This is a genomic window from Devosia sp. (genome assembly GCF_024707125.1).
In the GTDB taxonomy this organism is placed as follows: Bacteria; Pseudomonadota; Alphaproteobacteria; order Rhizobiales; family Devosiaceae; genus Devosia.
This window is the reverse complement of the sequence record NZ_JANQAH010000008.1, coordinates 127,986-154,404: the sequence shown is the minus strand read 5'-3', so window position 1 is coordinate 154,404 and position 26,419 is coordinate 127,986. Positions and strand designations below refer to the sequence as shown.

At 62.0% G+C, this 26,419-nt stretch carries 29 protein-coding genes; 9 read left to right on the top strand and 20 right to left on the bottom strand.

Annotation, left to right across the window (positions count from 1 at the left end):
* Positions 1-23 precede the first annotated feature (23 nt).
* From NVV77_RS09820 to NVV77_RS09790, 7 genes are all read right to left on the bottom strand, one after another.
* Positions 24-824, bottom strand: coding sequence for an ABC-2 family transporter protein (locus NVV77_RS09820; protein WP_295412555.1), 801 nt, complete (start codon positions 822-824; stop codon positions 24-26).
* Position 825: 1 nt separating this feature from the next.
* Positions 826-1,623 carry an ABC-2 family transporter protein gene (locus NVV77_RS09815; protein ID WP_295412554.1) on the bottom strand — a complete coding sequence of 266 codons (798 nt, stop codon included), beginning with the start codon at positions 1,621-1,623 and terminating at the stop codon, positions 826-828.
* Positions 1,620-2,621 carry an ATP-binding cassette domain-containing protein gene (locus NVV77_RS09810; protein ID WP_295412553.1) on the bottom strand — a complete coding sequence of 334 codons (1,002 nt, stop codon included), beginning with the start codon at positions 2,619-2,621 and terminating at the stop codon, positions 1,620-1,622. Before NVV77_RS09810 ends, NVV77_RS09815 begins: the two co-directional genes overlap by 4 nt.
* Before the next feature lie 101 nt (positions 2,622-2,722).
* Positions 2,723-3,226 carry a pyridoxamine 5'-phosphate oxidase family protein gene (locus tag NVV77_RS09805; RefSeq protein WP_295412552.1) on the bottom strand — a complete coding sequence of 168 codons (504 nt, stop codon included), beginning with the start codon at positions 3,224-3,226 and terminating at the stop codon, positions 2,723-2,725.
* A gap of 82 nt (positions 3,227-3,308) precedes the next feature.
* The gene (locus NVV77_RS09800) at positions 3,309-3,674 is read right to left on the bottom strand and encodes a YciI family protein (RefSeq protein ID WP_295412550.1); all 366 of its coding nucleotides are present in this window, start codon (positions 3,672-3,674) and stop codon (positions 3,309-3,311) included.
* A 144-nt stretch (positions 3,675-3,818) separates the two neighbouring features.
* Entirely contained in the window at positions 3,819-5,711 is a 1,893-nt protein-coding gene (gene uvrC / locus NVV77_RS09795) for an excinuclease ABC subunit UvrC (RefSeq protein ID WP_295412549.1), read from the bottom strand.
* A complete protein-coding gene (locus NVV77_RS09790; protein WP_295412548.1) occupies positions 5,708-6,493 on the bottom strand; it encodes an SDR family oxidoreductase in 786 nt (261 codons plus the stop codon). Before NVV77_RS09790 ends, uvrC begins: the two co-directional genes overlap by 4 nt.
* A gap of 204 nt (positions 6,494-6,697) precedes the next feature.
* Here NVV77_RS09790 and NVV77_RS09785 point away from each other — a divergent pair, with 204 nt between their 5' ends.
* On the top strand, positions 6,698-7,006 hold the full coding sequence (locus tag NVV77_RS09785) for a hypothetical protein (protein WP_295412546.1): 309 nt from the start codon (positions 6,698-6,700) through the stop codon (positions 7,004-7,006).
* Positions 7,007-7,064: 58 nt separating this feature from the next.
* Here the strand turns inward: NVV77_RS09785 and NVV77_RS09780 are convergent, their stop codons facing one another.
* The gene (locus NVV77_RS09780; RefSeq protein ID WP_295412544.1) at positions 7,065-7,247 is read right to left on the bottom strand and encodes a hypothetical protein; all 183 of its coding nucleotides are present in this window, start codon (positions 7,245-7,247) and stop codon (positions 7,065-7,067) included.
* Here NVV77_RS09780 and NVV77_RS09775 point away from each other — a divergent pair.
* On the top strand, positions 7,161-8,045 hold the full coding sequence (locus tag NVV77_RS09775; RefSeq protein ID WP_367178613.1) for a DMT family transporter: 885 nt from the start codon (positions 7,161-7,163) through the stop codon (positions 8,043-8,045). The genes NVV77_RS09780 and NVV77_RS09775 overlap by 87 nt on opposite strands.
* Positions 8,046-8,108: 63 nt before the next feature.
* Positions 8,109-8,543, top strand: a complete 435-nt coding sequence (locus tag NVV77_RS09770) for a hypothetical protein (RefSeq protein ID WP_295412542.1) — start codon at positions 8,109-8,111, stop codon at positions 8,541-8,543.
* A 51-nt stretch (positions 8,544-8,594) separates the two neighbouring features.
* On the opposite strand, the gene NVV77_RS09765 is transcribed toward NVV77_RS09770, so the two are convergent.
* Positions 8,595-9,059: an SH3 domain-containing protein gene (locus NVV77_RS09765; RefSeq protein ID WP_295412541.1), complete on the bottom strand. Its 465-nt coding sequence runs from the start codon at positions 9,057-9,059 to the stop codon at positions 8,595-8,597.
* Positions 9,060-9,205: 146 nt separating this feature from the next.
* Positions 9,206-9,628 carry a MarR family winged helix-turn-helix transcriptional regulator gene (locus NVV77_RS09760; RefSeq protein WP_295412539.1) on the bottom strand — a complete coding sequence of 141 codons (423 nt, stop codon included), beginning with the start codon at positions 9,626-9,628 and terminating at the stop codon, positions 9,206-9,208.
* A gap of 390 nt (positions 9,629-10,018) precedes the next feature.
* Between NVV77_RS09760 and NVV77_RS09755 the strand changes: the two genes are divergently transcribed.
* From NVV77_RS09755 to hemH, 3 genes are all read left to right on the top strand, one after another.
* A complete protein-coding gene (locus NVV77_RS09755; protein WP_295412537.1) occupies positions 10,019-10,915 on the top strand; it encodes a LysR family transcriptional regulator in 897 nt (298 codons plus the stop codon).
* 11 nt (positions 10,916-10,926) lie between these two features.
* Positions 10,927-12,603 carry a DUF1007 family protein gene (locus tag NVV77_RS09750; RefSeq protein WP_295412535.1) on the top strand — a complete coding sequence of 559 codons (1,677 nt, stop codon included), beginning with the start codon at positions 10,927-10,929 and terminating at the stop codon, positions 12,601-12,603.
* A gap of 116 nt (positions 12,604-12,719) precedes the next feature.
* On the top strand, positions 12,720-13,742 hold the full coding sequence (gene hemH, locus NVV77_RS09745; protein WP_295412533.1) for a ferrochelatase: 1,023 nt from the start codon (positions 12,720-12,722) through the stop codon (positions 13,740-13,742).
* A gap of 139 nt (positions 13,743-13,881) precedes the next feature.
* On the opposite strand, the gene NVV77_RS09740 is transcribed toward hemH, so the two are convergent.
* The 4 genes from NVV77_RS09740 to NVV77_RS09725 all read right to left on the bottom strand — a co-directional run bounded on the left by NVV77_RS09740 (position 13,882) and on the right by NVV77_RS09725 (position 16,279).
* The gene (locus NVV77_RS09740) at positions 13,882-15,054 is read right to left on the bottom strand and encodes an aminotransferase class V-fold PLP-dependent enzyme (protein WP_295412532.1); all 1,173 of its coding nucleotides are present in this window, start codon (positions 15,052-15,054) and stop codon (positions 13,882-13,884) included.
* Positions 15,055-15,062: 8 nt separating this feature from the next.
* Positions 15,063-15,353, bottom strand: coding sequence for an SH3 domain-containing protein (locus NVV77_RS09735; protein WP_295412531.1), 291 nt, complete (start codon positions 15,351-15,353; stop codon positions 15,063-15,065).
* A gap of 85 nt (positions 15,354-15,438) precedes the next feature.
* Positions 15,439-15,717, bottom strand: a complete 279-nt coding sequence (locus NVV77_RS09730) for a hypothetical protein (RefSeq protein ID WP_295412529.1) — start codon at positions 15,715-15,717, stop codon at positions 15,439-15,441.
* A gap of 109 nt (positions 15,718-15,826) precedes the next feature.
* The gene (locus tag NVV77_RS09725; RefSeq protein WP_295412528.1) at positions 15,827-16,279 is read right to left on the bottom strand and encodes a DUF1236 domain-containing protein; all 453 of its coding nucleotides are present in this window, start codon (positions 16,277-16,279) and stop codon (positions 15,827-15,829) included.
* 468 nt (positions 16,280-16,747) lie between these two features.
* On the opposite strand from NVV77_RS09725, the gene NVV77_RS09720 reads away from it, so the two are divergent.
* From NVV77_RS09720 to NVV77_RS09710, 3 genes are all read left to right on the top strand, one after another.
* On the top strand, positions 16,748-17,227 hold the full coding sequence (locus NVV77_RS09720; protein ID WP_295412526.1) for a hypothetical protein: 480 nt from the start codon (positions 16,748-16,750) through the stop codon (positions 17,225-17,227).
* A gap of 2 nt (positions 17,228-17,229) precedes the next feature.
* On the top strand, positions 17,230-17,706 hold the full coding sequence (locus NVV77_RS09715; RefSeq protein ID WP_295412524.1) for a hypothetical protein: 477 nt from the start codon (positions 17,230-17,232) through the stop codon (positions 17,704-17,706).
* Between the two features lie 91 nt (positions 17,707-17,797).
* Complete coding sequence (locus NVV77_RS09710; RefSeq protein WP_295412522.1) at positions 17,798-18,958, top strand: hypothetical protein; 1,161 nt, start codon at positions 17,798-17,800, stop codon at positions 18,956-18,958.
* On the opposite strand, the gene NVV77_RS09705 is transcribed toward NVV77_RS09710, so the two are convergent.
* The 6 genes from NVV77_RS09705 to NVV77_RS09680 all read right to left on the bottom strand — a co-directional run bounded on the left by NVV77_RS09705 (position 18,959) and on the right by NVV77_RS09680 (position 26,376).
* On the bottom strand, positions 18,959-20,251 hold the full coding sequence (locus NVV77_RS09705) for a hypothetical protein (RefSeq protein ID WP_295412520.1): 1,293 nt from the start codon (positions 20,249-20,251) through the stop codon (positions 18,959-18,961).
* Between the two features lie 43 nt (positions 20,252-20,294).
* On the bottom strand, positions 20,295-22,670 hold the full coding sequence (gene uvrB, locus NVV77_RS09700) for an excinuclease ABC subunit UvrB (protein ID WP_295412605.1): 2,376 nt from the start codon (positions 22,668-22,670) through the stop codon (positions 20,295-20,297).
* 358 nt (positions 22,671-23,028) lie between these two features.
* A complete protein-coding gene (locus NVV77_RS09695) occupies positions 23,029-24,426 on the bottom strand; it encodes an HD-GYP domain-containing protein (RefSeq protein ID WP_295412518.1) in 1,398 nt (465 codons plus the stop codon).
* A 102-nt stretch (positions 24,427-24,528) separates the two neighbouring features.
* The gene (locus NVV77_RS09690) at positions 24,529-25,401 is read right to left on the bottom strand and encodes a hypothetical protein (RefSeq protein WP_295412517.1); all 873 of its coding nucleotides are present in this window, start codon (positions 25,399-25,401) and stop codon (positions 24,529-24,531) included.
* Positions 25,398-26,045, bottom strand: coding sequence for a permease prefix domain 1-containing protein (locus NVV77_RS09685; RefSeq protein WP_295412516.1), 648 nt, complete (start codon positions 26,043-26,045; stop codon positions 25,398-25,400). Before NVV77_RS09685 ends, NVV77_RS09690 begins: the two co-directional genes overlap by 4 nt.
* Positions 26,038-26,376: a PadR family transcriptional regulator gene (locus NVV77_RS09680; protein WP_295412515.1), complete on the bottom strand. Its 339-nt coding sequence runs from the start codon at positions 26,374-26,376 to the stop codon at positions 26,038-26,040. Before NVV77_RS09680 ends, NVV77_RS09685 begins: the two co-directional genes overlap by 8 nt.
* Positions 26,377-26,419 lie beyond the last annotated feature (43 nt).

The window sequence follows — 26,419 nt, the reverse complement described above, 5'->3', positions numbered from 1 at the left end:
GAATGGGGTAGGCGGAGGGACAACTAACCGCCTGCGCCCTGGTAGTTGCGGATGCAGTGGCGCCAGTGGAGGGCGCCGAGGGTGACTGCCAAAGGGCCGGCGGCGAGGGAGCCGAAGAGGGCCCAATCGCCGAGGAGGGGGACTGGTTTGCCAAGGGTGACGGCGACCGGGACGAAGGCGAGGAAGCCGAGCGGGGCCACGGTCAGCATAAGGATTTGCAGGGGCACCGGGAAGATATTGAGCGGATAGCGCGCCAATTCCCAGAAGCCGAAGAAGATCGAGAACAGGTGTTTTGAGCGTACCCAGACGAGGGCCGTGGCGCCGATCATGGTCATGATGGCGGCGGTGACCATGGCGGCGCTGATGAGGCTGGCGAGGAAATAGAGCGCTGTGAGCACGGACCAATCGACGGCGACCTGGGTGACGGCCCATGCCATGAGGCCGACGGCGAGGATGATGTGGCCGGCATAGCCGATATTGAGGCCGGAGAAGACGAGGTAGACCCAGGGACTGACGGGCTTGATGAGCACGGCATCGAAGGTGCCCAGCCGAACTTGTTCCTCGATATTGCGGAACTGGGTGAAGCTGAGGGAGGCGCCGATGGAATAGGCGAGGAGGTGGAAGGAGAGCAGGAGGGCCATTTCGCTCCAGTCCCAGCCGCCGAGATTGCCGAAGCGGAGGAGCAGGAGGGCGATGGCCGTATAGGTGGCGGCGTAGCTCAGGGCTTGGGCGAACCAGGCGAGCAGCATGGCGCCGCGATATTCCATGCGGGTGCGCACATACATGCGGACAAGATGGGGGACGACGGCGAGGGAGCGGGGCATTTCAACCTCCCTGCACGATGAGGCGGTGACGCGCCTTGGCCCAGAGCGCGAGCACGGCGGCGGTCAGGACGGCGAGCCACACGAGGCCGATGCCGAGATGAGCCCAGGTGGCGGCGACGTCGAGTTTTCCGAGATAGACGGCGGATGGGTAGTAGCTGATCCAGGCGAAGGGCATGTAGCCGAAGGCGGTGGCGAGCGGTGCGGGCAGGAACCAGAGGGGGATGATGGCGCCGGAGAAGAGCGACATGATCGCCATGAGGAACCATTCGAGGGAAAAGGCGGTGAGGAGCCAGAAGGCGAGGAGGCCGCAGAGGCAGGCGAGGGTGAAGAGGATCAGCCAGGACACGGCCCAATAGGCGAAGAACATCAGGCCGTGGAAAGGGCTGGCGGGAGGCAGGAGACCGACGGTGAAGCCGACGATGAGGCCCACCGGCAGGACGATGGCGACGCATTCGAAGGCGAAATGGCCGAAATGGGTGCTGAGTAGATAGGACGGGTAGTGCAGCGGCTTCAGGAGGAAGACCGCCACGTCGCCGGTGCGCACGGCGTCGCCGACGTCGTAGAGGACGCGCGAATATTCCCAATAGAGCAGGGGGCCGGCGAGGAGGGAATAGGTGACCATCTCGGGCAGGGTGATGCCATCGACCTGGCTCGCGCCCGCAAAAAGGGCGGTCCAGATGGCGACGCGGGCAAAAATGCTGACGAGATCGCCGAAGGCGCTGGCCCAGACCTGGTTGCGATAGACTAGGCGGGACTGGAAGGCCGTGAGTGCGAAGGCGGGGTACGCGGCGGCCCTCATGGCCGGGCTCCGGCTGATGTCAGCTTGTTCTGGTAGAAGGTGCGGATCACTTCCTCGATGTCGGGCTCTTCGAGCTTTATGTCGGTGAGGTCGTGGACTGAGCCGAGCTCGGTGAGGACATCGAGGATGGAGGTCTGCTCGCTTTCGAGCAGGAAATGTTTGGCGAGGCCTTCGTCGGTGACGAGTTGAGCCGTCTTGAGCGTGATGGGGCCGGGATCGGTGCCGAATTCGAGCTTCAGGCGGCGGCGGGAGCCGAGGGCGGTGCGCAGGCGGTTTAGTTCGCCGTCGAAGAGCAATTTGCCATCGTCGACCATGATGAGGCGCGGGCAGATTTCCTCGATGTCCACGAGGTCGTGGGTGGTGAGGATGATCGTGGTGCCGCTGTTGCGATTGACGTCTGCGAGGAACTTTCGGACCACATCCTTGGCGACGACATCGAGGCCGATGGTGGGTTCGTCGAGGAAGAGGATTTTGGGGTCGTGCAGCAGCGCCATGGCGATTTCGGCGCGCATGCGCTGGCCGAGGCTGAGCTGGCGGACCGGGCGGTCGATATAGCCCGCCATGTCGAGCATGGTGGTGAGGCGCGCGAGGTTGTCGGCGAAGCGCGGGGCCGGGATGTCGTAGATGTGGCGATTGAGATCGAAACTGTCGCGCACGGGCAGGTCCCACCAAAGCTGGCTGCGCTGGCCGAAGACGACGCCGATTTCGGCGGCATTGGTGATGCGGTGGCTGTGGGGCTCGCGACCGAGGACTTCCACCGTGCCGGTCGTGGGGACCAGGATGCCGGTCATCATCTTGATCATGGTGGATTTGCCGGCGCCATTGGGGCCGAGATAGCCGACGGCTTCACCGGGCTGAATCTCGAAGGAGATACCGTCGACGGCGCGGACTTCGGTGAATTCTTGCGAGAAGAGGCCGCGAATGGCGCCGCCGAAACCGGCCTGGCGCTTGGGCTGGCGGAAGATTTTTTCGACGCCTGATGCCGCGATGATAGCCATGTTTCCCCTCCCCAGAGGCAGGGCAAGCTAACCGATTCTCGGGGCGTGGGAAGGGGATAGAAGTATTGGGCCCGCGGAGAGAGCCGCGGGCCGAAAGGGCGCTACATGCGCACCTTGGCGGTGTCGCCCATATTGGGCTTGGCGCCGGTGGCGGCAGCGACCAGCATTTTTGCGGTGGCGACGAGCATGTTGGGGCTGTCCCAGACCTCGCCATCTTCCGGGGTCACGCGGAGGAGGCGGATCTGCGGATCGCTCGCATCGTCCCACCAGGCCTTGTCGAAGCTCTCCCAGAGATCGGCGATTTTGGCGCGGTCGTTCAGCGCTTCGGCCTCGCCGGCGATGACAACGTATTTGTGGCCGCCATTGTCGGCCCAGGCGAGGGAGACGTGCGGAAAGTGCTCGATCTCGGTGAGCTTGTGGCCTTCGAGATCGGTGAGGAAGTAGATGGCGTTTTCCTCGCGATGGACGCGGGCAGACATGGGACGGCTGCGCTGCTGTTTGCCGTCCCAGGTGGTCAGCATGCAGATGTCGATCTTTTCGGCCAGCTCCCAGATGCGGTCGAGGGCTTCGCCGGGCGGGAGGATGTTGTTGTTCTCTTCGGTCATGGTTCGTCTCCTTGAAGGGGCTGGGAGACGAACGGGTGGAGGCGGGGGAGGTTGCCGGTGAACGGGCCTCCCGCCGATCACATCATTCGGCGGCGCAGGGCGATGGATCGAAATAGTGGAGCTGGCGGATGACGACTTCGCCGTCCCACGCGGGCCAATGCTGGCGGTGGAGGTCCATGAAACGCTCGGTCCAGGCGAGGGCTTCGGCTTCGGAGGGAAGTTCATAAACGGCGAAGCCGCCGACGACTTCCTTGGCTTCGGCGAAGGGGCCGTCGGTGGTGAGGGCGCCCTTGCGGATAGTCACGGTCGCGGTGTGGGACATGCCGCCATTTTCGGTCATGCGGGCGCCGGCCTCCATGCCGAGCTGGGCGATGGCCTGCATGAGGGAGGCCGGAGGGGAACCGGCTTCGGCGGGGTTGAGGGTGGTGACCATGGTGAGGAATTTCATCGGACGCTCCGGAGTGGGTTGCTGGTGCGACGAGTGGGGGTGGGGGATTTCGACAGGGGCACGCCCTCGCCCTTCGAGGCTACGCTACGCTTCGCGCCTCAGGGTGAGGTCTACTGGGGTTTTGTCACCGAGGTTATGCGTATGTCAGGTCCGATTGAAGTGGTCGTAGACCAGTTGGGCCATGGCTTTGGAAATGCTCGGGACGGATTCGAGGTCCATGAGGCTCGCCCTTGCGACGGCCTTGGCGGAGCCAAAATGGTTGAGGAGGGCGCGCTTTCTGGTGGGGCCAATGCCTTCGATCTCGTCGAGGGGGTTTTTCACCACGTCTTTCTTGCGTCTTGCGCGGTGGGTGCCGATGGCGAAGCGGTGGGCTTCGTCGCGGAGGCGCTGGACGTAGTAGAGGACCGGGTCGCGGTGGGGGAGCATGAAGGCGTCCTTGCCTTCCATGAAGAACTTTTCGCGGCCCGCGTCGCGCTCTTCGCCCTTGGCGATGCCGATGAAGGTGACCTCCTTGGGCAGGTTCAGTTCGGCGATGACTTCCTTGACCGCATTGAGCTGGCCGGCGCCGCCGTCGATGAAGACCACGTCGGGCCAATCGGGCATGCCGGTCTGCTCGTCTTCGGCGTCCGTTTCACTTTCGGCAGCGAGGCGGGTGAAGCGGCGGGTGAGGACTTCGCGCATCATGCCAAAGTCGTCGCCGGGGGTGATGTCGGTCGATTTGATATTGAAGGTCCGGTAGTGCTTTTTGGAAAAGCCTTCCTCGCCGGCGACGATCATGCCGCCCACGGCATTGGTGCCGGAGATATGGGAGTTGTCGTAAACTTCGATGCGGCGCGGGGTTTCCTCCAAGCCGAAGATTTCGCCGACGCCTTCGAGGAGCGCTCGGTGGGAGGCGCCTTCGGCGAGCTGGCGGCCGAGGGCTTCGCGGGCGTTTTGGAGCGCATGGTTGACGAGGTCGCGCTTTTCGCCGCGCTGGGGTGTTTCGACGCGAACCTTGTAGCCGGCGCGGGTGCGCAGGGCTTCTTCGAGGACGTCCGGCTCTGACATTTCGTGGCTGAGGAGCACGAGACGCGGCGGGGTGCGGTCTTCGTAGAACTGGCCAATGAAGGCTTCGAGCACTTCGGCGTCCGAGAGCGAGTCGTCGGCCTTGGGACGGAAGGCGTGGTTGCCCCAATTCTGGAAGGCGCGGAAGAAGAAGACCTGCACGCAGAACTGGCCGCCTTCGTGGTGGATGGCAAAGACGTCAGCTTCTTCAACGGATTTGGCGGTGGCGTCGCCCTGGGACTGGATGTGGGCGAGTGCGGAGAGGCGGTCGCGGAGCAGGGCCGCGCGCTCGAAATCGAGGTTTTCGGCGGCGCTGGCCATGTCCGTTTGCAGGTGGTCCCTGACAGTCTGGGATTTGCCGGTGAGGAAGAGGCGCGCGTCTTCGACCAGTTCGCCATAGGCTTCGAGGCTGATCTCGCGCGTGCAGGGCGCGGCGCAGCGCTTGATTTGAAATTGCAGGCAAGGCCTTGTTCTGGCGGCGTAAAAGCTATCGGAGCAGTTGCGCAGCAGGAAGGCCTTCTGGAGGCTGGCAATGGTGCGGCTGACGGCGACTGCGGAGGCGAAAGGCCCAAAGTAGTGGCCTGGGCGGCGGCGGGAGCCGCGGTGCTTGGTGAGTTCGGGGGCCTCGTGATCGGTGGCGATCAGGATGTAGGGAAAGCTCTTGTCGTCGCGGAGGAGGACGTTGAAGCGCGGCTTCAGGCGCTTGATGAGATTGGCTTCGAGGAGGAGCGCCTCGGCTTCGGTCTCGGTGCGCACGAACTCCATCGAGACGGTGGCCATGATCATGCGCTGGATGCGCACAGAGAGGCCTTCGGGGCGGGTGTAATTGGTGACGCGCGACTTTAGCGAGCGCGCCTTGCCGACATAGATGACCTCGCCGTTTTCATCGAGCATGCGATAGACGCCCGGCGCCGAGGGCAGGGTGCGGACGAAGTTCTTGATGACTTCGGGGCCGGCGGGAATGGGGGCGGGAGTCGTGTCGGTATCAGTCATTTTCGGGGCGTGGGGCCGCGGCGGCTCGGGTAATCGAGGTGCTTGCCGCCATCGAGGGCGAGCATCTGGCCGGTAAAGGCGGGCATGGAGAGAATGGCGAGAACGCCCTGCGCGATGGCTTCGGGATCGGCATGGCGCTTGAGGGGCAGGGTTTTGACGCTGTTCTCAAAATCCTCTTCGCTCTGGCCATTGTGTGGCAGGACGGGGCCGGGGCCGATGGCGTTGACGCGAATGGCGGGCGCGAGGGACTGGGCCATGGTCTGGGTGGCGGTCCAGAGCACGGATTTTGAGAGGGTGTAGCTGAAATAGGCCGGGCTGGGTTTGAGAACCCGCTCGTCGATCATGTTGATGATGTTTCCCTCCACGCCGTCGGGAAGCTGCGCGGCAAAGTCGCGCGAGAGAAATATGGGGGCTTCGGCGTGGATGGCAAAGTGCTCGTCCCAGAGAGCCTCGTTCACATCACTGATACTGTCTGGGTGAAAGACCGAGGCATTGTTGACGAGGATGGTCAGCGGGCCGAAGGGCTTTTGGGCCTTGGCGACAAGGCCGGCCCGGTCGGTGCGGCTGGCAAGATCGGCTTTGACGGTGGCGGCGCGGCCGCCTTGGGCGGTGATTTCGGTGGCGAGATCACGCGCGCCGGTTTCGTCGGAGCGGTAGTGGATGATGACGGCATGGCCTGCCCCAGAGAGAGCGCGTGCGATGGCGGCGCCGATGCGGGTGCTGGCGCCGGTGACGAGGGCTGTGCCGGGGCGGTTCGGAAAGATTCGGGGCGTTTCGGACATCGGGCGGACAATAGGCCGGATTGGCCGCTTCCTTCAATCGGGGCGTGGCGATGGTGAGCGAGGCGCAAAGGCTTCTTCGGGCTCAATTATCTCAAACTGAATGACAGAACCCGGCAGTAGCTTTGTGCTTTCCCTGCACCGCGAGGAGAGTTAACGTCCTCATACACGGAGGTTGGAGCTTCCGTGAAAAAGAGGGGGACTACCATGGAAGTCATAGTGCCTTTATTGGTGCAATTGATCGCTGGCGGTGCTGGCGGCAATGTCATCGGACAATTGGCGAAGAACCTCAACCTCGGGACCACCGGCAATTCTATTGTTGGTGCAATCGGGGGCCTTGCCGGCACATGGCTGGCCGGCATGATTCCGGGTCTCGACTCGCTGGTGGGTGCAGCCGCCGGCACGGGAGGCCTGGATTTTGGTGCACTGGCAGGACAGGGCGCGACCGGTCTGGTCGGCGGTGGCGTGCTGACGGCAATCGCCGGCATCATCAAGTCCGCAACGGCCAAGAGCTGAGGCCGAAGGCACTTTCGGCTCATCTGGAGCCGAAGGTCGACTTGGCTTCTCTCCTGCGCTAGCGTTCCGGCGCCCCGCGAGGCCGATATTTGCGAGGCGCCACACTCTTCCCTCCGGTGACCATGTCCTCCCCCTTGAACCACGCGCGGATAATCTGGGCCGCGCGATCGCGCTCACCCTCACCACTATCGCGGTATTCGGCGTTCAGGATGCGGTCGCCAAGCTCCTGGTGCAGGAGCATTCGCCGTTCCAGATCACGATGATGCGCTATTGGGGCTTTGCGGTCTTCGCGCTTGTTATCGTGATGCGGCAGGGGCCGCTGCGCGAGGCGCTGCGCTCGAAAATGCCGAAGCGGCAGATCCTGCGCGGCGTGTTGCTGATGATCGACATCTGGTGCTTCGCCATTGCGCTGCAGACGGTGGCGCTGGGAGAGTTGCAGGCCATCGTCATTGTCTATCCGCTGATGGTGACGGTTTTTGCGATTCCCATTCTGGGCGAGAAGGTCGGCATTTTCCGTTTTGCGGCGGTGGGGGCGGGGCTGTTGGGGGCGCTTATTATTCTTCGGCCGGGTGGCGTGCCGCTGGAATGGGGCGTGGCCTTTGCGATTGCTTCGGCTGCCTCCTATGCGCTTTACATTGTCCTGACGCGGCAGGTTTCGGCCAGCGATAGTGCGGCGACCAGCCTGGCTTATGGCGCGCTGGTGGGGCTGGTGATGTCGAGCGGGGTTGGCATCTTCTTCTGGCAGCCCATGCCCTGGACGGATTTTGCGCTTGTTGTCGTGACCATGCTCACGACCTGCGCGGGGCATGGCCTGATGGTCTATGCGCTGACCATGGCGCCGGCCAGCGTGCTGCAGCCGTTCAACTATTTCTCGCTGCCCTGGGCCATTGTGCTCAGCATCGTGGTTTTCGGGCAGTGGATCGATCCGATCTCGCTGATCGGCGCAGCTGTTATCGTGGCGGCGGGGCTGGTGGTGATGGCGCGGGAGCGGCAGAAGCGGATTCCGGCCGTGGCAGCGACGCCTGTGGGCGAGGAATAGGCTGCACTTGCAGGCGTGCCCTCGAATGGGCATGTGATGCAGAATGGTTCGGGAGACTTGCCGATGTGGCTACAAATCGCCTTGGTGCTGATGCTGATCGGTGGTGGCTGGACGCTTCTTACCCGCGGAAAGGTGACCAAAGAGCGCGAGGCGCTGACCTTGCGGCGCGTAGACGCCTATATCGAGACGATCCGCCGCGAGAGGCGCAATCCCGAACTCGTGGCCATGAGCGACAGCGAATTGCGCGATCTGCTGCATGCGGGGGCGCGGAATTTTCGCGTGGCAAGCCAGAAGCGCGGCTGGTTCCTGCTCGGCGTGGGCGGCGTGACGCTGTTTTCCGCCATCGCCATTGCCAGCCAGGACGGCTGGCGCGGCTTCGGCATTGCTGTGGTCGTGGGCGCCATCGTCGCCTATGGGCTCAACGAATTTCTCGTTCGCAAGGCGCGGGCGCCGCTCGAGCGCTATGGCGTCGATGTGGAGCGGCTGACGGTGGAATGAAAAACGCACCGGGTGGGGACCCGGTGCGTCTCGTTTGCGTATGGGCCGGAATTAGCTGCCGGCGCAGAAGTAGCCGTTGGGGCCGTTGAAGCAGAAGCTGGCGCCCGGGCGGGTCGGATAGGGCGTCGGGTAAGGACGCGGCGGCCAGGGTTCCGGATTCCAGTGGGGCGGACGCGGCGGGCGCGGGTTCCAGTGGGGCGGGCGCGGGGGCGGAGCGGGTTCGTAATAGTCGTCGTCCCAGCCACCATTCCATCCGCCGCCGCTCGACAGATAATTGGCCGAAACCCAACCATCGGGACCGCGCTTCTGCACGAAGCACCAGCTGCCGCGGCAGTATTGGATATCCACACGTTCGCCGCGACGCAGCGCATCGACCACAGCGTAGCCAGTGCCCGGGCCGGAGCGCACGTTGACATTGCCGGTGGCGATTGCAGGCGCGGCAGAGGCCGCAGCGGTTGTCGCCAGGACTGCCAGGGTGGCAAGCGCGGAAGTGATCAGCTTGCGATTAAGAGCCATGGGAGTTCTCCTTTCCCTGTCGTTAGCTTTTTTGCCTGGGTCCACTAAAGCGCATTGTGGATGAACCCAGACTGAACGAAGCCTTCAGACGTCGATTCAGGAAATGCGCGAAGCTGCAGCGCGTTGCTGCAAGCGCAGCAAAACACTCAAAATTGCAGGAGATCGGTGAACCGGCGCAGGATCTTGCCGAACCGCTTGCGGTGCTTGGGCTTGAGTTCGCCCAGGAGCGCTTCCTCGAGCTGGGCCCAATGGTCGGCGAGGCTATTGCGGATGCGGATGCCGCGCTCGGTGAGGGCGACGCCGGGAATGAGTTCGGGGCCCACGGCGCGACGATCGACCAAATCCCGCTCGATGAGGCGGGCAAGGCGGGGCGCCAGCATGTCGGAGGGGAGGCCGAGTTCTGCGGCCAGGTCCTCTTCGGTGGTGCCGGAGCGGCCGAGTTCGAAAAGGATGGCATCGTCGCCAGGTTCGAGCCCGCGCTCCTTGAGCGGCACAAGCAAAGCCTTATGCGCCAATTGCCCAGCCGCAATGAGCTGATAGAGCGAGGAACTGGGTGAAGGTTTGGCCATGAGCGGGAAAATAGTCCGAACTCCGGTTGCGCGTCGATGACGCATCTATCCTATCGTTAATCAGGCAACGCCCAGAACCAAACGACATTCAGGTGATGCTGGTCTGCAAATGACGGCTTTCTGCGCTTCCGGTGCTCACGTACTCAAACGTACGCTGTGCCACAGCCCTGCGAGCGTAGCTCTCCGGGCGTTCTTCGCTGCAAAGGTCCACCGGACCTTTGCCGAGTCGCTCATCACTCTCGATAGCCATCATTTTCGCCTCAGCCTGACCTGAATGTCGATTGGTTCCAAGGCCCGTTATTGTTCACCCTATGCAGATGAGTTATGCGTCGATTGGTGGTGTTCAACGGTGTAATTCCGCTTGGACGATTCCCGGCAATGGAGGCCAATTTGCAGGATCTTGCCCGCATTCGCGCATTCGTGCAGGTCTTTGATGCTGGCGGATTTTCTTCGGCGGCGCGGCTGCATGGCCGCTCCAAGGCGCTGCTCAGCAAATATGTGACAGACCTTGAGGACTATCTCGGGGTGCGGCTGATGAATCGCACGACGCGAAAGCTGAGCCTGACCGAGGCGGGGGAGGCTTATTATCGCGAGGCTTCCTCGCTGTTGCAGCAGCTTGACGATCTCGATGCGACGATAACCGACCAGACGGCCGAGCCGCGCGGCATGTTGCGGGTTTCGGCGCCGCGCAATTTTGGCGAGTCGACGCTGGCGCCGGCGATTTTTGAATATCTCAAGAAGTATCCGAAGGTGACGCTCGATCTGCGGCTCGAGGATCGCTATGTCGATCTCGTCGACGAGGGGATCGACGTGGCGCTGCGGATTTCGACGTTGGCGGACTCTTCGCTGATCGCGCGCAAAATTGCCGATATGCATGTTGTGGTGGGCGCTTCGCCGGGGCTGATCAAGACCATCGGCGCGCCGCAGCATCCCGATGATCTCAGGCATTTGCCCTGCATTATCGACGTCAACCTGCAGGGCCAATCGAACTGGCGCTTCATCGAGAACGACAAGACGATTTCGGTGCCGGTGAATGGGCCGCTGCGGGTGAATTCGCCGCTGGCGGCGCGTACGGCGGCGGCCATGGGTCTCGGTTTTGTCGTATTGCCGTCCTATCTCGCTGACCCGCTGGTGGCGAGTGGCGAACTCGTGCCGGTGCTGCCCGGCTTCCTGCCGACGGGGCAGACGCTGCAAGCGGTCTATCCGCATCGGCGGCATCTGGCCGGCAAGGTAAGGGCACTGATCGACCATCTGGTGGACTGGTTCGCGGTGCACCCGATCAACTGACGGGTTTGGGCGTGGGTTTTTCGCGTTTTGGGGCGTGGGCTCTGCGGGTTGCGGGGCTGGTTCTGGTGCTGTTCGGGCTGGCGCAGCCGGCGATGGCGCATCCGCATATTTTCATCGACGCCAAGGTGGCCGTGGTCTTCGACGACGCCGGGCGGATCGCGACGCTGCGCAATAGCTGGACGTTCGATACGGCCTTTTCCGTGTGGATGGTGCAGGGGCTCGATACCAATGGCGATGGTGTCGTCTCGTCCGAGGAAATGCAGGAGCTGGCCGACGAGAACATGGTCGGGCTGGCCGACTATGGCTTTTACACCGTGGCCGGTGATGGGGTGCATTTTACGCCCGTGGGCGACCAGCGCATGCGCTACGAAGATAACAAGGTCACGCTGGATTTTTCCATCGACGCGGCAGAGCCGGTTGTGCCGGGATCGCGCTTTGAGCTGGGGATTTTCGACGCCGAATATTATGTGGCGATCAGCTTTGCCGATGTGGGGCATGTGACGCTGGAGAATGCGCCGGCAAGCTGTGGCACGGAGCTGGTGCCGCCGCGGCCGATGGATCGGGCGACCGAGGATCGGCTTTATGCGCTGGGGCCGGACGTGCTGGAACTGCCGCCGGACCTGGCCGCGGCGATGCGCGGGACGCAGGGGATGATCGTTATTTCCTGCGGCGCGGCGCCGGCGCCGGTGACGGCACTGGAAGCGACGGAGCATGTGGCGCAGGCGCGGCCAGCCGCACCTTTTGGTGGCCCGCCGCCGGAACCTGGGCTCAATCTGCCGCGCACCGGGTTTTTCGGTTGGGTGCAGGAGCAGCAGCGGGTGTTTTATGGTGCCATGACCGATGCTCTCGACCGCATGCGCAGCGACTGGACGGCGTTCTGGGTGCTGGGCGGGTTGAGTTTTCTCTATGGCGTTTTCCACGCGGCGGGGCCGGGGCATGGCAAGGTGGTCATCTCCTCCTATGTGCTCGCCAATGAACGGCAGCTGCGACAGGGCATTGCACTGAGCGCGCTCTCGGCGCTGCTGCAATCGCTGGTGGCGATCGGGTTCGTGCTGGTGCTGGCTGGCGTGTTGCAGATGACCAGCACGGCCATGGGCGATGCGGCGCATTGGGTGGGCGTGTTGAGCTATGCGCTGGTGGCGCTGCTGGGACTTTGGCTGATTGCCCGCAAGATTTTTGGGTGGGGGCACCATCACCACCACCATCATGAAGAGCCGGCGAAGCGCGATATCTGGCATGAGCATGATGGGCACGATCATGGGCATAGCCATGACCACCATCATCATGACCACGATCACGATCACGATCACGATCATGCGCATGAGCATCATGCCGAGCATATGCATCACGCCGTAGGGCCGGCCGACCTCAAGGGGAGCTGGCGGGAAAAGCTGGGCGTGGTGTTGGCGGTGGGGTTGCGGCCTTGTTCGGGTGCGCTGGTCGTGATGGTCTTTGCGCTGTCGCAAGGCGTCTTGGCGGCGGGCGTGGTTTCAGTGCTGCTGATGGGGCTGGGAACGGCGATTACCGTGGCGGTGCTGGCCTCGCTGGCCGTTGGCGCCAAGGGGCTGGTGAGCCGGCTTGGCGGCGGCGACAGCGCGCTGGCGCAGGGAATCGTCTGGTGGGCGGAGCTGGCTGGGGCAGTCTTCGTGCTGCTGTTCGGTGTTCTGCTGCTGATGGCAAGCCTCTAGAACCGCTCTTTGCCTTGATCTCGCGCAAGCGGGAGCGCGACCCATCGCCGCCTTGCGGCGGGGCGAGAAAGGGCTATGTTGCCGGGAACTCTGGAAGTTTTCCAAACTGGCGCCCCATGTCCTCTTCGCTTTCCAAGAATCCGCAATTTGCCGCTCCGCAGAAAATCGGGGTGCTGCTGCTCAACCTGGGGACGCCGGACGGGACCGACTACTGGAATGTGCGCCGGTATCTTGGCGAATTCCTGTCCGACCCGCGCGTCATCGAGTCGCCGAAATGGCTTTGGTGGCCGATTCTGAACTTTGGTATTTTGAGCTTTCGGCCGCAAAAGGCCGGACACGCCTATGAGCAGGTGTGGGACAAGGAGTTCAACGAAAGCCCGCTGCGGGTGATTACCCGCAAGCAGACGCAAGCGCTGGCGCAGCGGTTGGAAGGCGACGGAATCGTGGTCGATTTCGCCATGCGCTATGGCAATCCCTCGACCAAAAGCGTGCTCGAGAAGATGCAGGCGGCCGGCTGCAAGAAAGTTCTCCTCGTGCCGCTCTACCCGCAGTATTCTGCTACGACGACGGCAACTGCGAATGACAAGGCGTTTGATGCGCTGAAAGAGATGCGCTGGCAGCCGGCCGTGCGGACGCTGCCGGCCTATTATTCGGACGCGAAATATATCGAGACGCTGGGTAATTCGATCCGCGACGGGGTGGCGGCGCTGGATTTTGAGCCGGACCTGGTTCTTACAAGCTATCACGGCCTGCCGCAGACCTATGTGGATGCGGGCGACCCCTATGAATATCACTGCCACGAAACGACGCGGATGGTGCGCGACTATCTCGGCTGGCCGGAAGACAAGCTGATGGTCACGTTCCAGTCGCGCTTCGGGCCGACCAAGTGGCTGGAGCCGGCGACGGCGGATACGCTTGAAGAACTGCCCAAGAGGGGCGTGAAGAAGGTGGCCATTCTCGCGCCGGCCTTTTCGGCTGACTGCATCGAGACGCTGGAAGAAATCTCCATTGGCGGCAAGGAGGCCTTCATGGAGGCCGGGGGCGAACGGTTCGCCTATATTCCCTGCCTCAATGACAGCCCCGCCGGCATGGACATGATCGAGGCCATGGTGCGGCGCGAGCTTGGGGGCTGGCTGTAGGGCTAATCGTCATTCAGCTGATGCTGGTCTGCAAAAGGCCATCTTCTGCGCTTCCGGTGCTCACGTACCAACGTACGCTCCGCTCCGGTTCTCGAAGATGGCCTTTTTCGACTCAGCCTGAGCTGACTGCCGATCAGCCCTAGAGGCCCAGGATTTCTCCCAAAGCACTGACCAGCTTGTCCATTTGCGGGCGGGAATTGTAGCCCTGCACCGAGACGCGGGCGATACAGCGGTTTTGCCAGCGGTAGACCGGGATTTCGATGCCGTAGCGCTCGAAAAGGGTCTTGTGGACTTCCGGTGGGTCGCATTCCGGGATGGGCATGGCGGCCATTTGTGGGGCGCGGAAGGTTTCGGCGCTGAGCGGGGGCAGGCCGGTCATTTCGGCGACACGAGCGGCGGTCTCGCGGGCGAGGGCGCTGCAATGGTCGGCGATCGCCCACCAGTCGTTTTCGGCGCGGAATTTTAGCGCGGCCGGGACGGCGAGCCAGGGGGCGGGATCACGCGTGCCCTGCATTTCGATCTCGTCCACGAAGGGGGAATTGCCGAAGGCGCCCTTGGCGCCTAGCTCTTTCGACTGCGCGGTCCAGCCGTGGCTGATGACCAGCGGATCGAGCAGCCCTTGCACTTCGGGGCGGGCGTGGAGGAAGGCGGAGCCTTTGGGGGCCATCATCCATTTGTGGCAATTGCCGGCGTAGAAATCGGCGCCGAGGGCATCCAGCGCCAGCGGAATGTGGCCGGGGGCGTGGGCGCCGTCGATGACCGAGAAAATGCCGCGGCGGCGGGCTTCTTCTATGGCGCGCTCAATGGGGAAGACGAGGGCGGTGGCCGAGGTGATGTGGCTGAGGAACAGCACGCGGGTGCGGTCGGTCATGCCTGCGATCACCGCATCGGTGAACTGCGCCTCGGTTTCGAGCGGCATGGGAATGCTGACCACCACGATCTCGGCGCCGGTCTTGCGGGCGACATAGGCCCAGGTCTTTTCGAGCGCGGAATATTCGTGATCGGTGGTGAGGATCTGGTCGCCGGGTTTCAGGGCCAGCGATTGGGCGACGATATTGAGGCCGGTCGTCGCATTGGTGACGCCGACGATATTTTCGGCCGTGGTGCCCAGCTCTGCCGCGAGGATTTCGCGGGGGAGGCGCATGTGCTCGGTGAGCTTGCGACCCAGAAATTCCACCGGCTCGCGCTCGAGTTCGAGCTGCCAGGCCTGGTAGGCTTCGAAGACGGGGCGGGGACAGGCGCCGAAGGAGCCGTGGTTGAGAAAGGTCACATCCTCGCGAAGGAGGAAGTGGCTGCTGAGATTGTCTGACATGGAGTGGTTTACCAGCCGGGGCCTTGGAAATCGGGCGGAGTGACGCGCATTTTGGCTGACCAGCCGACGAGCCAGGAGGCGTCGACCCAGCCGGTATCGGTGACGAAGCACCAGCGATCGTCGCGGGTGCAATAATCGAGGGTGACCTCTGTGCCGTCGGGGATGCGGCCGACCGTGGGGTAGAACAGGCCCGGGCCGGTGCGGACGGCGATGTTGCCGCCGGACACTCGGGCAGTGGGTTCGGCCAGGGCCGGAGTGATGGTCAGGGCGGCGAGGGCCGCTACGATAGGGATGCGCATGGAGGCAGTTTTGCGCTGGCTCAGTGGCCGATGCAAGGCGGTGTCTTTAAGTCGCGCTTTCCGGGAGCACTTTTCCTGAAAGCGCCTAGTAGCGGATTGGGCGGCGGCGCTTGATTTCGGCGATGCGGTCCACGTCGCCGGTGCCGAGATAGCGGCCGCGTTCGAGGATTTCGAGCGTGTATTCCTCGTAGGTGAGGCCGATCAGGGCGGCGCGGCGGGCGCGGAGGACGGCGACGTCATAGGGGGCGTCGAAGGCTTTTTTCTTCGCCGCGGCCCATTCGAAATAGCGGCCTATGCCATTGCGACCCCAGGGTGGGGCGTTGTCGTCTAGAGGAGGGCCGCCGTTAGAGAGGGGTTCGGTCATGCCTGCAATGTTGCGGGGAAGAGGTCCGGGCGTCCAACGAAGGTTTTTTATCGTGGCGATTGGACCAGCTGATGCGAAACGGCCGCCCGGGGCGGCCGTTGGGAAGAACTTACTCGGCGGCTACGACGATGCCGGGGGAATAGACGACCGCGCGATTGGAGAGGTCTACGAAGTAGACGCGGTCATTGGTGTAGAAATAGCCGTAGGTCGGGTCACCCTCGATGGGGTGGATGACGATGGCTTCGGGGACGGCGTAGCCGACATCGATCTCGCCTTCGAGCACCACGGGGTCTGTGGGGTTGAGGCGGACATAGTCGACCGATGAGGCTTCGATGCCGGCGCCAGCACCGATGGTGGCGCCAGCGAAGCCGCCGATGGCAGCGCCGATGGGGCCAAAGATCAGGCCGCCGACGACGGCGCCTGTGACGCCGCCCGCCGTGCCGCCGACAACGGCGCCGCCCGTCGCTTCGGCGTCAGGCTGGCTTTTGATGATCTGGGCATGGGCAATAGTGGGGACGACCAGCGCGGCCGAGGCAATGATTGGAATCAGAAATTTCTTCATTTTTATCTCCTTCGGCTTTCGCCTTTGGCAATGGCAAGACAACCGAAGGGGGCGGATTTGGTTCCGATCTGTTGACCGACGGGCGACGCGCAAGGGCTTGATTCTTCGTCGAAATCGCTGGCATCGCTGAAAAAATCCAACAGACGTGCGCAAGTGTCGCCCGGCCCCTTGGGCGTTGCGATTGCACGGTCGCGACGCCCAAGGGCGCACGGTGGAGAGCGGCTTTCGCCCCGAAAATTTAAGACAGAAGAGGCGAAAGCCGCTTCCCACGAACGGGATTTTTGCGCACGCCTTGAGCGCTCCCTTTTTGGGGGGGGCGGTCCAGATCGCCGTCGGAAGCTCGGCACTTCGTCGATGCCGCGTGTTTTCGGCGGTGGGGATAAGACCAATAGGTTAGCTGGGCGGTGCGCGGACTCTACTTTTGCGGCGAAGGCGCTAGAGTGGGGCATTCTTGGAGGGAGAATGCCGATGAAGGGGTCTTTTTCGCGTCTGAGGTTTGTTGCGGTAGCGGTGATGGCCCTGCCGGGGGCTGCGGCCATGGGGCAGGAGGTGCCGGAGGGCTGGCATCTGCAGGAGGAGGATATGGGCGGGTACATCGACCTGAACCTCGCCTGGTACGAACCGGGCAGCGGCGATGTGAAGGCGGCGATCAGTTGCCAGAAGGGTTATGCCGACGTTGTGGTCACCATCTATGTGGATGGGCCGGCGTCGGACACGCCGGTGGCGGTGGCGCTCGAAAAGGACGGCACGCGCTTTGCCTTCGAAAGCCCGGTCAGCGACTATAATGGCTATTCGGTCGGCACCATTACCAGCTTTGGGCCAGAGCTGACGGCGCTGCTGCAAGGCGGTTTTGCGGTCAGCCTCGACGGCGTGGCCCATGGCGATTTCGGTGCCAAGAGCGGCAAGGGGGAAATCGACCGGATTCTGGAGGCCTGCCCGGCAGGCTAGGCATGGACCGGACTGTTCATATCTATACCGATCGCGGCGCGATCAGCATTCTGCTGGTGGCGGTCAAGGGCGCCATGGTGGTGTTCGGGATTGTCATCCTGGCCCAGGCGTTTTTCCGCGGCGAAGTGGGGCAGGTGCTGTGGATCGGGCTGGTGCTGGTTTTGGGCGGCGCGGTGTTTGGTGGCTATGATCTGATAAAGCTGATCGACCGCTCGCCGCAATTGACGTTTTCGCCGGAGGGTTTTGTCGATCATCGCGTGGCCCGGCCGGTGGTCATTCCCTGGGAAAAATTCGGCTCGCTCGGCTATCGCGGCGGCGGGTCCTCGGGCTGGACGCTGGAGCTCTTTATGGTAGATGGCGGGCACGTGCTGGTGCCGGCGAGCCATCTGGCGGTGACGCCAAAGGGGTTGGCGCGGCTGGTGCAGGAATATGCACCGCAGGCCGAGGTGGATCGGCGGTTTCGGCTTTGGTTGGGGTGATGGGTAGGCGCGGCTCATTGCTATGGACGTCGCCCCTTTGCTGTGATCTTAATTCTGCAGTTCCCCCCGAAGTATTACTTTTGAAAGACCAATGAAATCCCAAGCGCTTAGTGGAATACAAGTTTCCAAGGAGCTTCTCTCTCAAGCCGTTATTCTGTCTCGAAGTGAGGACAGATTTTCTTCCTCTGCAGCGCTTGTTGTACTTCAGGATGCGGTTGAGCTGATTTTTTTGTCGTCGTTGATTGAGCTTGGCGTAGACGAAATCTCACCACTGGAGGGACTGTCATTTGACCAGATGATTGGTGCTCTCGGGAAGCAAGGCGTTAAAGTGCCAAAGAGCGGCACCTTAAAGGCGATGAATAAGCAGAGGGTGATCGTCAAGCACTACGGACAAATCGTAGATTTTCAGTCTTTATCAACCTACCTCGGTGCCGCGAACCAGGCAATCGACACCATCTGCCATCAGGTATTCGGCAAATCTATCGATGATATTTATAGAACGGAAATTATTGGAGGTGCGCCTAGTGCTTCCCATCTCGATGCGGCCATCAAGAGTTTAGAAGCCGGAGATATTTGGGAGACGCTCGTCTCGGTAAGAAAGGCGATATTTGTAGAAATTGAAGAAGATTACTGCATCGACGAGTACTTGGATTCAGGCGCTAAGAATTATTTCGGCCTTGGGATGCGCGGAAGGAAGTCACCGTATTATACGCAGAACAAGGAATGGATATCCAATAACGTTCAGAACGCTTTCGATTTCATCCAACTTGATCACGAGAATATCCGGATGGACCTTATGGAATGGGGGGCATCGACGGACCAGTTTTGGAACCTGTGGCGATTAACGCCAAAGGTTTACCGTGCCAAGAACAGCAAATATTGGATTATTGAACGCGACGCTCGCGTGGTTTCCCTTGGAGTCACCGAAGGGAACGCGAAATACTGCCTAGATACGGCAATTAACTTGATTGCAAAACGTCGTAGACATCTATCTGCTAGTCGATCTTTGGAGTGGGGCGCCAAATTCTTGATTGAAATATTGTCTGATACTGAACTTCGAAAGAAGGCAGATGTAGAATCGGACGTTATTCGCACGCTCCGTTCCGGAGAGTTATTTGATGCTGACGAAATCGTCTATGGAATAGATCTCGAAACAGAATATGTACATTTGGCGCATTTGACGCCTACTAAGCCTCCTGATTTTGTCTTTGGATATATCCCGCTGACGAAATGCAGATTTCGCACCAGCTAACTACTTAAATTTAGATGCGCTTGGGTCGTCGGAGTAATGAAGTACGATTTTGTCATCATCCTCGTCTATGCCTCCGCTTTGAAACGTTATGTCTTCAAAGGTCATTCCGGCATCGAGCATTCTGGCGAATAGATTCTGTCCGTCTCTGTCGCCCATGAAGTGAGCAAACTGCTCCGGAGTTATACGGCGGGCGAGAAGGTCGATTACTAGTCGCGAGGATATCTCCACGCTTCCCTTGTGATCCTTACTTCGATAGGTCACTCCGGTGTACCAACCCTTGGCTGTGGGACCGTACGCCCTTTGTTGCACTAGCTGCCTCGCTTGATACCCCGCGAAGCGAGGGGATGGCAGCTTCAAGCATGCCTTTTGGAGCCATTCGACGTCCAATTGAGCTCCCGCGTCGTTGTTTGTAAAGTGCGATAGGTGCCACCAGTTTTCCCTCGACTGGCCCAAAGTTGAATTGCTATGGCGGGGAGACAGAACGATGACCAAGTCTATATCTTGGTAGAGCAGCAGAAAATTTTGAATAATCTGCTCGGCGGATATTGAGCTTTGCATGTGACGTACAGTCCCGCAGGCTCTGAGGATGTCGGATCCCGCGTCGCATAGCCAAATAACGCGTTTGTACTCCGTTGAGGCGGAAACAAGCTGCTCGCGCTTGCGCTTCAAGGCGTAGAAAATCGGATTGTCGGTAAGCGACTTGGCTTCCGGGGGAACCGAACTGTGGAAGTTGAAAAGGTGATGCTGCCGCCGCTCTCGCCTCTCTATCACAACATCCAAATTTCCTTCCTTTAGCCGTACGGTCTTGAGTTCACCTAATAGAAGGTCATGAAGGCCCTGTCGAATATACGGTGTGATTTCGAGATTTAGAGGAACCTGCCGCACACGCACGCGCCGATGGTTTATCCTCTCCCACTCTTCTAGATACGTGAAGAACAGATATTGACCGGTGCCCTTCTTAATTCTGTTTGCCGCGTCGACCATGCGTTGTGACGACGACCTCATCTCGCCTTCTTGTTTGGTCTTGCTGTTATCCAGCGCGGTGATCTCTGATAGCTCCCCGACATTGCCGAGAAAGATGCTTTGGCTGTAGGCGTCCGGTCGCGTTGGAAAGCACCAGTGGGGCTCAAGCTCAAAATTTCGGTCTGCCGAAAGCATCCAGAAAACAATGAGTTCGTACTCGGCTCCAAGCGTTTGTTCTGGTCTCTTCTCGTCGTTGAGCCGATTGACCAGATCCTTTCTTTTCTGAGAATCCAGAGAACGTGCGCCAAGCTCATCAAGAATGGCTTGCATACGTCGCCGAGTTAGGAAGGCCATCCTTACCGCGCCGTTGTTTCTAGTCCACCTCGCCCGACAACGTATCCAGCTCCATCTCCCGCAGCCGTTTGACCTCGTCGCGCAACCTCGCTGCCTTTTCGAACTCCAGGTTCGTGGCGGCCTCGCGCATTTCGCGTTCGAGGTCTTTGATGACCGTCGCCAGGTTATCGCCGGTGACGACTTTTTCCTTGCCGTCCTTGCCTTTGCCGATTGAGATCGTGACGTGGTCCTGTTCGTAGACGCTGTCGACGATGTCGTTGATGCGGGCTTTTACGCTCTGGGGCGTGATGCCGTGTTCGGTGTTGTAGGCGATCTGCTTTTCGCGGCGCCTTGTGGTCTCGGCAAGGGCGCGTTCCATGGAGCCGGTTTCCTTGTCGGCATAGAGGATCACGCGGCCATCGACATTGCGCGCGGCGCGGCCGATGGTCTGGATAAGACTGGTTTCGGAGCGGAGGAAGCCTTCCTTGTCGGCGTCCAGAATGGCGACGAGGCCGCATTCGGGGATGTCGAGGCCTTCGCGCAGGAGGTTGATGCCCACCAGCACGTCGAAGGCGCCGAGGCGGAGATCCCTGATGATCTCGATGCGCTCGATGGTGTCGACGTCGGAGTGCATGTAGCGGACCTTTATGCCCTGCTCGTGCATGTATTCGGTGAGGTCTTCGGCCATCTTCTTGGTGAGGACCGTGCAGAGGGTACGATAACCCTTGTTGATGGTCTGGCGGATCTCGTCGATGACGTCGTCCACCTGATGGGTGGCGGGGCGGATTTCGACCGGGGGATCGATGAGGCCGGTGGGGCGGATGACCTGTTCGGCAAAGACGCCGCCGGCCTGTTCCATTTCCCATGAGCCCGGGGTCGCCGAGACATAGACCGATTGCGGGCGCATGGCGTTCCACTCCTCGAAGCGGAGGGGGCGGTTGTCCATGCAGCTTGGCAGGCGGAAGCCGTATTCGGCCAGGGTTGCCTTGCGGCGAAGGTCGCCGCGATACATGGCGCCGAGCTGGCCGATGGTGACGTGGCTTTCGTCGACGAAGACCAGCGCATTGTCAGGAAGATATTCGAAGAGGGTCGGAGGGGGCTCGCCGGGGCGGCGGCCGGAGAAGTAGCGCGAATAGTTTTCGATGCCGGCGCAGGAGCCGGTGGCTTCCATCATTTCGAGATCGAAGAGGGTGCGCTGCTCCAGGCGCTGGGCTTCGAGGAAGCGGCCGGCGCCGTTGAGTTCCTGCAGGCGGCCGGCGAGTTCGTCGCGGATCATCTTGATGGCGCCGGTGGTGGTGGCGCGGGGGGTGACGTGGTGCGAGTTCGCATAGATGCGGATGAACTTGCGCTCGCCGATGGTTTTTCCGGTCAGCGGGTCGAATTCGACGATCTTTTCGATCTGGTTGCCGAAGAGGGAGACGCGCCAGGCGGCGTCTTCATAGTGGGACGGGAAGATTTCGACCGTGTCGCCGCGCACGCGGAAGGTGCCGCGGGTAAAGGCCTGCTCGTTGCGCTTGTATTGCAGGGCGACGAGCTTTTGCAGCATTTCGCGCTGGTCGATGCTCTCGCCCTGGTGCACGTCGATGATCATGGCGGAATAGCCTTCCACCGAGCCGATGCCGTAAATGCACGACACCGAGGCGACGATGATGACGTCGTCGCGCTCCATCAGCGCCCGCGTGGCCGAGTGGCGCATGCGGTCGATCTGCTCGTTGATGGTGGATTCCTTCTCGATATAGGTGTCCGTGCGCGGAACGTAGGCTTCCGGCTGGTAGTAGTCGTAGTAGGACACGAAATATTCGACGGCGTTTTCCGGGAAGAAGTGCTTGAACTCGCCATAGAGCTGGGCGGCGAGGGTCTTGTTGGGCGCCAGGATCAGCGCCGGGCGCTGGGTGCGCATGATGGTCTGGGCGACGGTAAAAGTCTTGCCCGAGCCGGTGACGCCGAGGAGGACCTGATCAGTCTCGCCGTTGGAAATGCCTTCGACGATGTCGGCGATGGCGGTGGGCTGGTCGCCGGCGGGTGTGTAGTCGGTTGAGAGCTTGAAGGCGCGGCCGCCTTCGAGCTTTTCGGGGCGCTCGGGACGGTGGGGCACCCAGGGCGAGGAGCCCTCCACTTCCTTGCGGCCGTGGAGAATGATCTGTTCGAGCGCCTTCACCGTGGCGGTGATGCCGACGGTGGTGGCGTTTTCGAGGGATTCGCCTTTGCGGGCCTTGTTCTTTTTGACCGAGGCGTCGAGGGCTTCGCGGAGTTTGGCCTGGGCTTCGGGATCGGCAGCGGCGGCGCGGGATATGTCGCGGGCGGTGACGGCCTTGGAGGGCATGTGGCCGAAGCCGGCTTGCGGGGCTTCGCCAAAGCCGTCGAAATCGACGCGGTCGACGGAATTGATCTTGGTCTTGCCGGCCTTGGCGGCCATGCCGGTGGCGGTGTCGTAGTTCGACTTGGTGGTGCGGCGCTTTTCGAGCGGGGTTTTGGGAGCAGCCGCTTCCTTCTCGGCTGCTTCGGCGCGGTCGAGGGCGCGCTTGTTCTTCATCCGCTCGGCATAAAGCGGCTTGGACGCCTGAATGTCCTCGGCCTTTTCGATCTCGGCGAAGAACTCGTCGATGGAAAATTCGGCTTTGCCGGGGCGAGTCGTCTTGGGGGCCATGGCGCGGGCTCTTCTTCAGCAGAACAGGTGAGGCAGGAGAACCCTAAGATGGGTGTCCTGTCACGCAATGTCAGCAGGGGAACGAAGACCAGCCATTAACATGTTGTGAACGGAAAGGGAACGGGCGTCAGGCGGCGTTCGCCTTGGCGTCGGCGTCGGCATCGTCCGCGGGAGCAGGTTCCTCCACGATGCCATTGATGCGCGCAAAGCCGCGTTTCAGGGCGGCGAAAATTTCCGGGTCAATGGCCGTGCCGACGCCGCGTTCCATGGTTTCGAAGGCGACGGGGACCGACATGGCCTTGCGATAGGGTCGGTCGGCGGTGAGGGCGTCGAAGATATCTGCGGCCGTGACGATGCGGGTGTCGCGGTCGATCTCGGCGGCCCCGATGCCGAAGGGGTAGCCCTTGCGGTCGAGCCGCTCATGGTGGTCGCCGGCAATGCGGGCCATGGAGCGGAAGGCGCTGATCTTGGAGAGAATGATGCGGCCGAGCTGCGAGTGGCTGCGGACCTGTTCCCATTCTTCCTCGTCGAGCGGGCCATTCTTGTCGAGCACGGAATTGGAAACACCGAGCTTACCGATATCGTGGAGAAGCGCGGCGCGCTTGAGCCAGCGGCGGTGTTCGGGGTCGCAACCGAGCTCTTCGGCGATCAGATCGGCGAAGAGGGACACGCGATCGCTGTGGCCGGCGGTGAAGGGGCTTTTGGCGTCGACCACCTGGGCGAAGCCGGCGGCGATGTCGTCGAGATAGTCTTCATCGACTGAGCGCACGAGGGTCTGCGGTTCGAGATCGGCGACGCGATCGGGCAGATCGTTGGCGAGGAGGGGGAGCCAGAAGAAGGCGTCGTTTTCCAGGGTCGAGACGATTGAGACCAGTTCCGGATCGAACCAGCGGCCGGAGCGGCTTTTGACTTCAGCGACTGCGGCGGGGGCGCCGCCGCGCATGAAGAAGACGTCGACCACCTGTGAGATGAGGGCGATGCGGGCGAAGAGGGAAATGTCGCGGCCGCGACGCTGCAGCGGCTGGCCGGTGCCATCCCAGTGTTCGTCGAGGTCGAGGATGCCGTGGGCGACGGCTTCCGAGAAGTGCATGTTGCGCACGATATCGGCGCCGCGCTGGCAGCGTGTCTCGATCAGCTCGCGGGCGATTTCGCCGCTGCTGCGGGCGACGTTGATCATGGTCTGCAGGCGTTCGACGAAGCCGGATTTGCGCGCCGTGTTGGCAAGCAGGAAGCGCAGGACTTCGGGAAGCTTGTTGTCGATCAGCTTGTAGGCGTGTTTGAAGTTCAGGTCGTCGGCCAGGTAGAGCTTGCAGATGCGTGCGGCGTTGGAGCTGCAGCCGATGTCCTTGAGCAGAAGCGTGTAATAGAGGTCGGACAGGGAGGATTCCGACAGTCCCAGACGCTTGCCGATATGCATGCCGATCCAGCAGCAGCGCAGGCTATGGCCAATCGGCTGGCCCTCGGTCAGGTCAAGCGCATAGCTCAGGGCGCCCACGACTTCCGAGAGATGAACGACGTCCTTCATGCCTGTGCCCCCATGCTTTCCCCGTCAGTTCTACGAGAAAACTCTTAATGGGAAGCATTGACCGTCCATCATATTGGACGGGTTGCGCGGCTAGTGGCGGGGTTAGCAGGCAGGGATGGGGTTTTCTGCCCAGGCGGCGGCCATGGCGGCGACTGTGGGTAGGTGGGGGCCACCTTTGGTGTCGAGCATGCCGTGGTCGAGGGCGGGGAACTCCCAATAGGTCAGGTTGCATCTGATGTCAGTGGTGAAGGCATCGGCCGTGGCGCGGGCGGCGGCGAGGGGAGAGGAGGTGTCGAGGCCGCCCTGGATGAGGAGGAAGGGCGTATCGGTCTCGCGCATGTAGTCGATGGAGCGGTGATCGAGAATGTCAGCCCAGAAGCGATAGGCGTGGCCGGCGAAGAGGTCGCTGCTGTCGGGATTGGCGCGGGCAGCGGCAAAGCCGGCATCGATGTGGGCATGGCCTTCGGGTGGGACGGTGCTTTTCACCATGTCGCCAAAACTGGTGCCGGTGGCGGAGGAGAAGATGATGGCGGCATCGGGATCGAGTTTGGTGGCGAGGATGGCCATGGCGAGACCACCTTCGGAGCCGCCGAAGAGGATGATGCGGCCGGGCCGGGGGCCGAGCGCGGAAAGGACGGCTTCGTAGTCGTCGATGCGCTGGGAGACGGTGTAGCGATCATAGAATTCGGTGGGGCAGTTAAGTTCGTCGATTCCCATCTCGGGCGCGATGCCTGCTTTCTCGACGATCAGCGTGTCATAGGCGGAGAAGGCGGCGCGGACGGTGGCAAGCGCGGCATTTTGGGCGCCGGGGCGGCAGCCGGAGCCCTGGCTGAGGACGAGGAGACCGGCGGCGGGTTCGGCGGTGCGGTCGATTGTGTAATGGATGAGGCTGCCATCGGGACGGGTGAGGTGATGGGCTTCCGGGGCCGCGCCCGCCGCGCCGGTGAGCATGACAAGGGCGACGAGGCTTTTCATGTCGTGGACCTGGCGCCGAAATGGAGCAGGAGGGGCAAGAGGGAGAGGGCCGCGAGGGTGACCAGCGGCAGGGGCGCGGGGTGCGTGAGCGCGAGGGTGATTTCGCCGTGGATGTCGGCCAGGGGCATGGTGACACCGATATTCGTGGCGGCGGCGAGGGTGGAAACGGCGAGGGCCGCGATAACCGGCCAGCGCATGGAGGCGCGGCGGCGATGGGCGGCGAGAATTGCGGCCCAGCTCAGGATGACGGAACCGGCAAGCCAGAGGATAGCGGCGCCTGAGGCGAGATCGATCAGGGCGGGGCGGAGCGGCGTCGAGGCTGCGGCGATGAGGGATAGCGCGGCGAGGAGTGCCAGAATGACCTGCGAGACGAGCGGCAGGCCGAGATAGACTAGGGCGGGCCAGCGTGATGCCATGCTGCGGAAACGGGTATCGGCGAGCATGGGTAACAGCAGCGTATCGTGGGAGCCGAGGCGCTGGAGGGCGTCTCGTTCGGCGTCGTGGCGGGAATGGCCGTGGGCCTCCAGATGTTCGGTGAGGTCGGCGTGGTGGTCCGAGAGTTCCCGGACATAGCGGTTCACGCGGCGCGGCGAGATGCCGGCGCGAAGGAGGTCTTCGCGGAGGTCGACGAAATGGTCATGCATGACGGGGCGCCTCCAGAACGTTGGCGATGGCCCCGGTGAGCGTGCGCCAATGGGCCGAGAGGGCATCGAAGCGCTCGCGACCGGTGGGGGTGACGGAATAATAGACGCGGCTGCGGCCATTGATGGTCTGGCGGCGGGTGGAGAGGGCGCCGTCGCGCTCGAGCGTATGGAGCAGCGGATAGATGACGCCTTCGGCGAAGGTGAGTTGATCGGCGCTGGCCTCGCGGATGGCCTGCACCAATTCGTAACCATACATTTCCCGATCGCGCAGCAGGCGCAGGACCAGGAGTTCGGGGACGCCATTGAGGAAGGTGGATGGAGTGGGGGGCATGTTTATACCTATCGTTGATATGTATATGCCTTGCGGTGATAGG

Excerpts from the sequence above, each read along its gene's own strand:
- NVV77_RS09820 (WP_295412555.1), bottom strand. The coding sequence starts at position 824 with ATGCCCCGCTCCCTCGCCGTCGTCCCCCATCTTGTCCGCATGTATGTG.
- NVV77_RS09815 (WP_295412554.1), bottom strand. The coding sequence starts at position 1,623 with ATGAGGGCCGCCGCGTACCCCGCCTTCGCACTCACGGCCTTCCAGTCC.
- NVV77_RS09810 (WP_295412553.1), bottom strand. The coding sequence starts at position 2,621 with ATGGCTATCATCGCGGCATCAGGCGTCGAAAAAATCTTCCGCCAGCCC.
- NVV77_RS09805 (WP_295412552.1), bottom strand. The coding sequence starts at position 3,226 with ATGACCGAAGAGAACAACAACATCCTCCCGCCCGGCGAAGCCCTCGAC.
- NVV77_RS09800 (WP_295412550.1), bottom strand. The coding sequence starts at position 3,674 with ATGAAATTCCTCACCATGGTCACCACCCTCAACCCCGCCGAAGCCGGT.
- uvrC (WP_295412549.1), bottom strand. The coding sequence starts at position 5,711 with ATGACTGATACCGACACGACTCCCGCCCCCATTCCCGCCGGCCCCGAA.
- NVV77_RS09790 (WP_295412548.1), bottom strand. The coding sequence starts at position 6,493 with ATGTCCGAAACGCCCCGAATCTTTCCGAACCGCCCCGGCACAGCCCTC.
- NVV77_RS09785 (WP_295412546.1), top strand. The coding sequence starts at position 6,698 with ATGGAAGTCATAGTGCCTTTATTGGTGCAATTGATCGCTGGCGGTGCT.
- NVV77_RS09780 (WP_295412544.1), bottom strand. The coding sequence starts at position 7,247 with ATGCTCCTGCACCAGGAGCTTGGCGACCGCATCCTGAACGCCGAATAC.
- NVV77_RS09770 (WP_295412542.1), top strand. The coding sequence starts at position 8,109 with ATGTGGCTACAAATCGCCTTGGTGCTGATGCTGATCGGTGGTGGCTGG.
- NVV77_RS09765 (WP_295412541.1), bottom strand. The coding sequence starts at position 9,059 with ATGGCTCTTAATCGCAAGCTGATCACTTCCGCGCTTGCCACCCTGGCA.
- NVV77_RS09760 (WP_295412539.1), bottom strand. The coding sequence starts at position 9,628 with ATGGCCAAACCTTCACCCAGTTCCTCGCTCTATCAGCTCATTGCGGCT.
- hemH (WP_295412533.1), top strand. The coding sequence starts at position 12,720 with ATGTCCTCTTCGCTTTCCAAGAATCCGCAATTTGCCGCTCCGCAGAAA.
- NVV77_RS09740 (WP_295412532.1), bottom strand. The coding sequence starts at position 15,054 with ATGTCAGACAATCTCAGCAGCCACTTCCTCCTTCGCGAGGATGTGACC.
- NVV77_RS09735 (WP_295412531.1), bottom strand. The coding sequence starts at position 15,353 with ATGCGCATCCCTATCGTAGCGGCCCTCGCCGCCCTGACCATCACTCCG.
- NVV77_RS09730 (WP_295412529.1), bottom strand. The coding sequence starts at position 15,717 with ATGACCGAACCCCTCTCTAACGGCGGCCCTCCTCTAGACGACAACGCC.
- NVV77_RS09725 (WP_295412528.1), bottom strand. The coding sequence starts at position 16,279 with ATGAAGAAATTTCTGATTCCAATCATTGCCTCGGCCGCGCTGGTCGTC.
- NVV77_RS09720 (WP_295412526.1), top strand. The coding sequence starts at position 16,748 with ATGAAGGGGTCTTTTTCGCGTCTGAGGTTTGTTGCGGTAGCGGTGATG.
- NVV77_RS09715 (WP_295412524.1), top strand. The coding sequence starts at position 17,230 with ATGGACCGGACTGTTCATATCTATACCGATCGCGGCGCGATCAGCATT.
- NVV77_RS09710 (WP_295412522.1), top strand. The coding sequence starts at position 17,798 with ATGAAATCCCAAGCGCTTAGTGGAATACAAGTTTCCAAGGAGCTTCTC.
- NVV77_RS09705 (WP_295412520.1), bottom strand. The coding sequence starts at position 20,251 with ATGCAAGCCATTCTTGATGAGCTTGGCGCACGTTCTCTGGATTCTCAG.
- uvrB (WP_295412605.1), bottom strand. The coding sequence starts at position 22,670 with ATGGCCGCCAAGGCCGGCAAGACCAAGATCAATTCCGTCGACCGCGTC.
- NVV77_RS09695 (WP_295412518.1), bottom strand. The coding sequence starts at position 24,426 with ATGAAGGACGTCGTTCATCTCTCGGAAGTCGTGGGCGCCCTGAGCTAT.
- NVV77_RS09690 (WP_295412517.1), bottom strand. The coding sequence starts at position 25,401 with ATGAAAAGCCTCGTCGCCCTTGTCATGCTCACCGGCGCGGCGGGCGCG.
- NVV77_RS09685 (WP_295412516.1), bottom strand. The coding sequence starts at position 26,045 with ATGCATGACCATTTCGTCGACCTCCGCGAAGACCTCCTTCGCGCCGGC.
- NVV77_RS09680 (WP_295412515.1), bottom strand. The coding sequence starts at position 26,376 with ATGCCCCCCACTCCATCCACCTTCCTCAATGGCGTCCCCGAACTCCTG.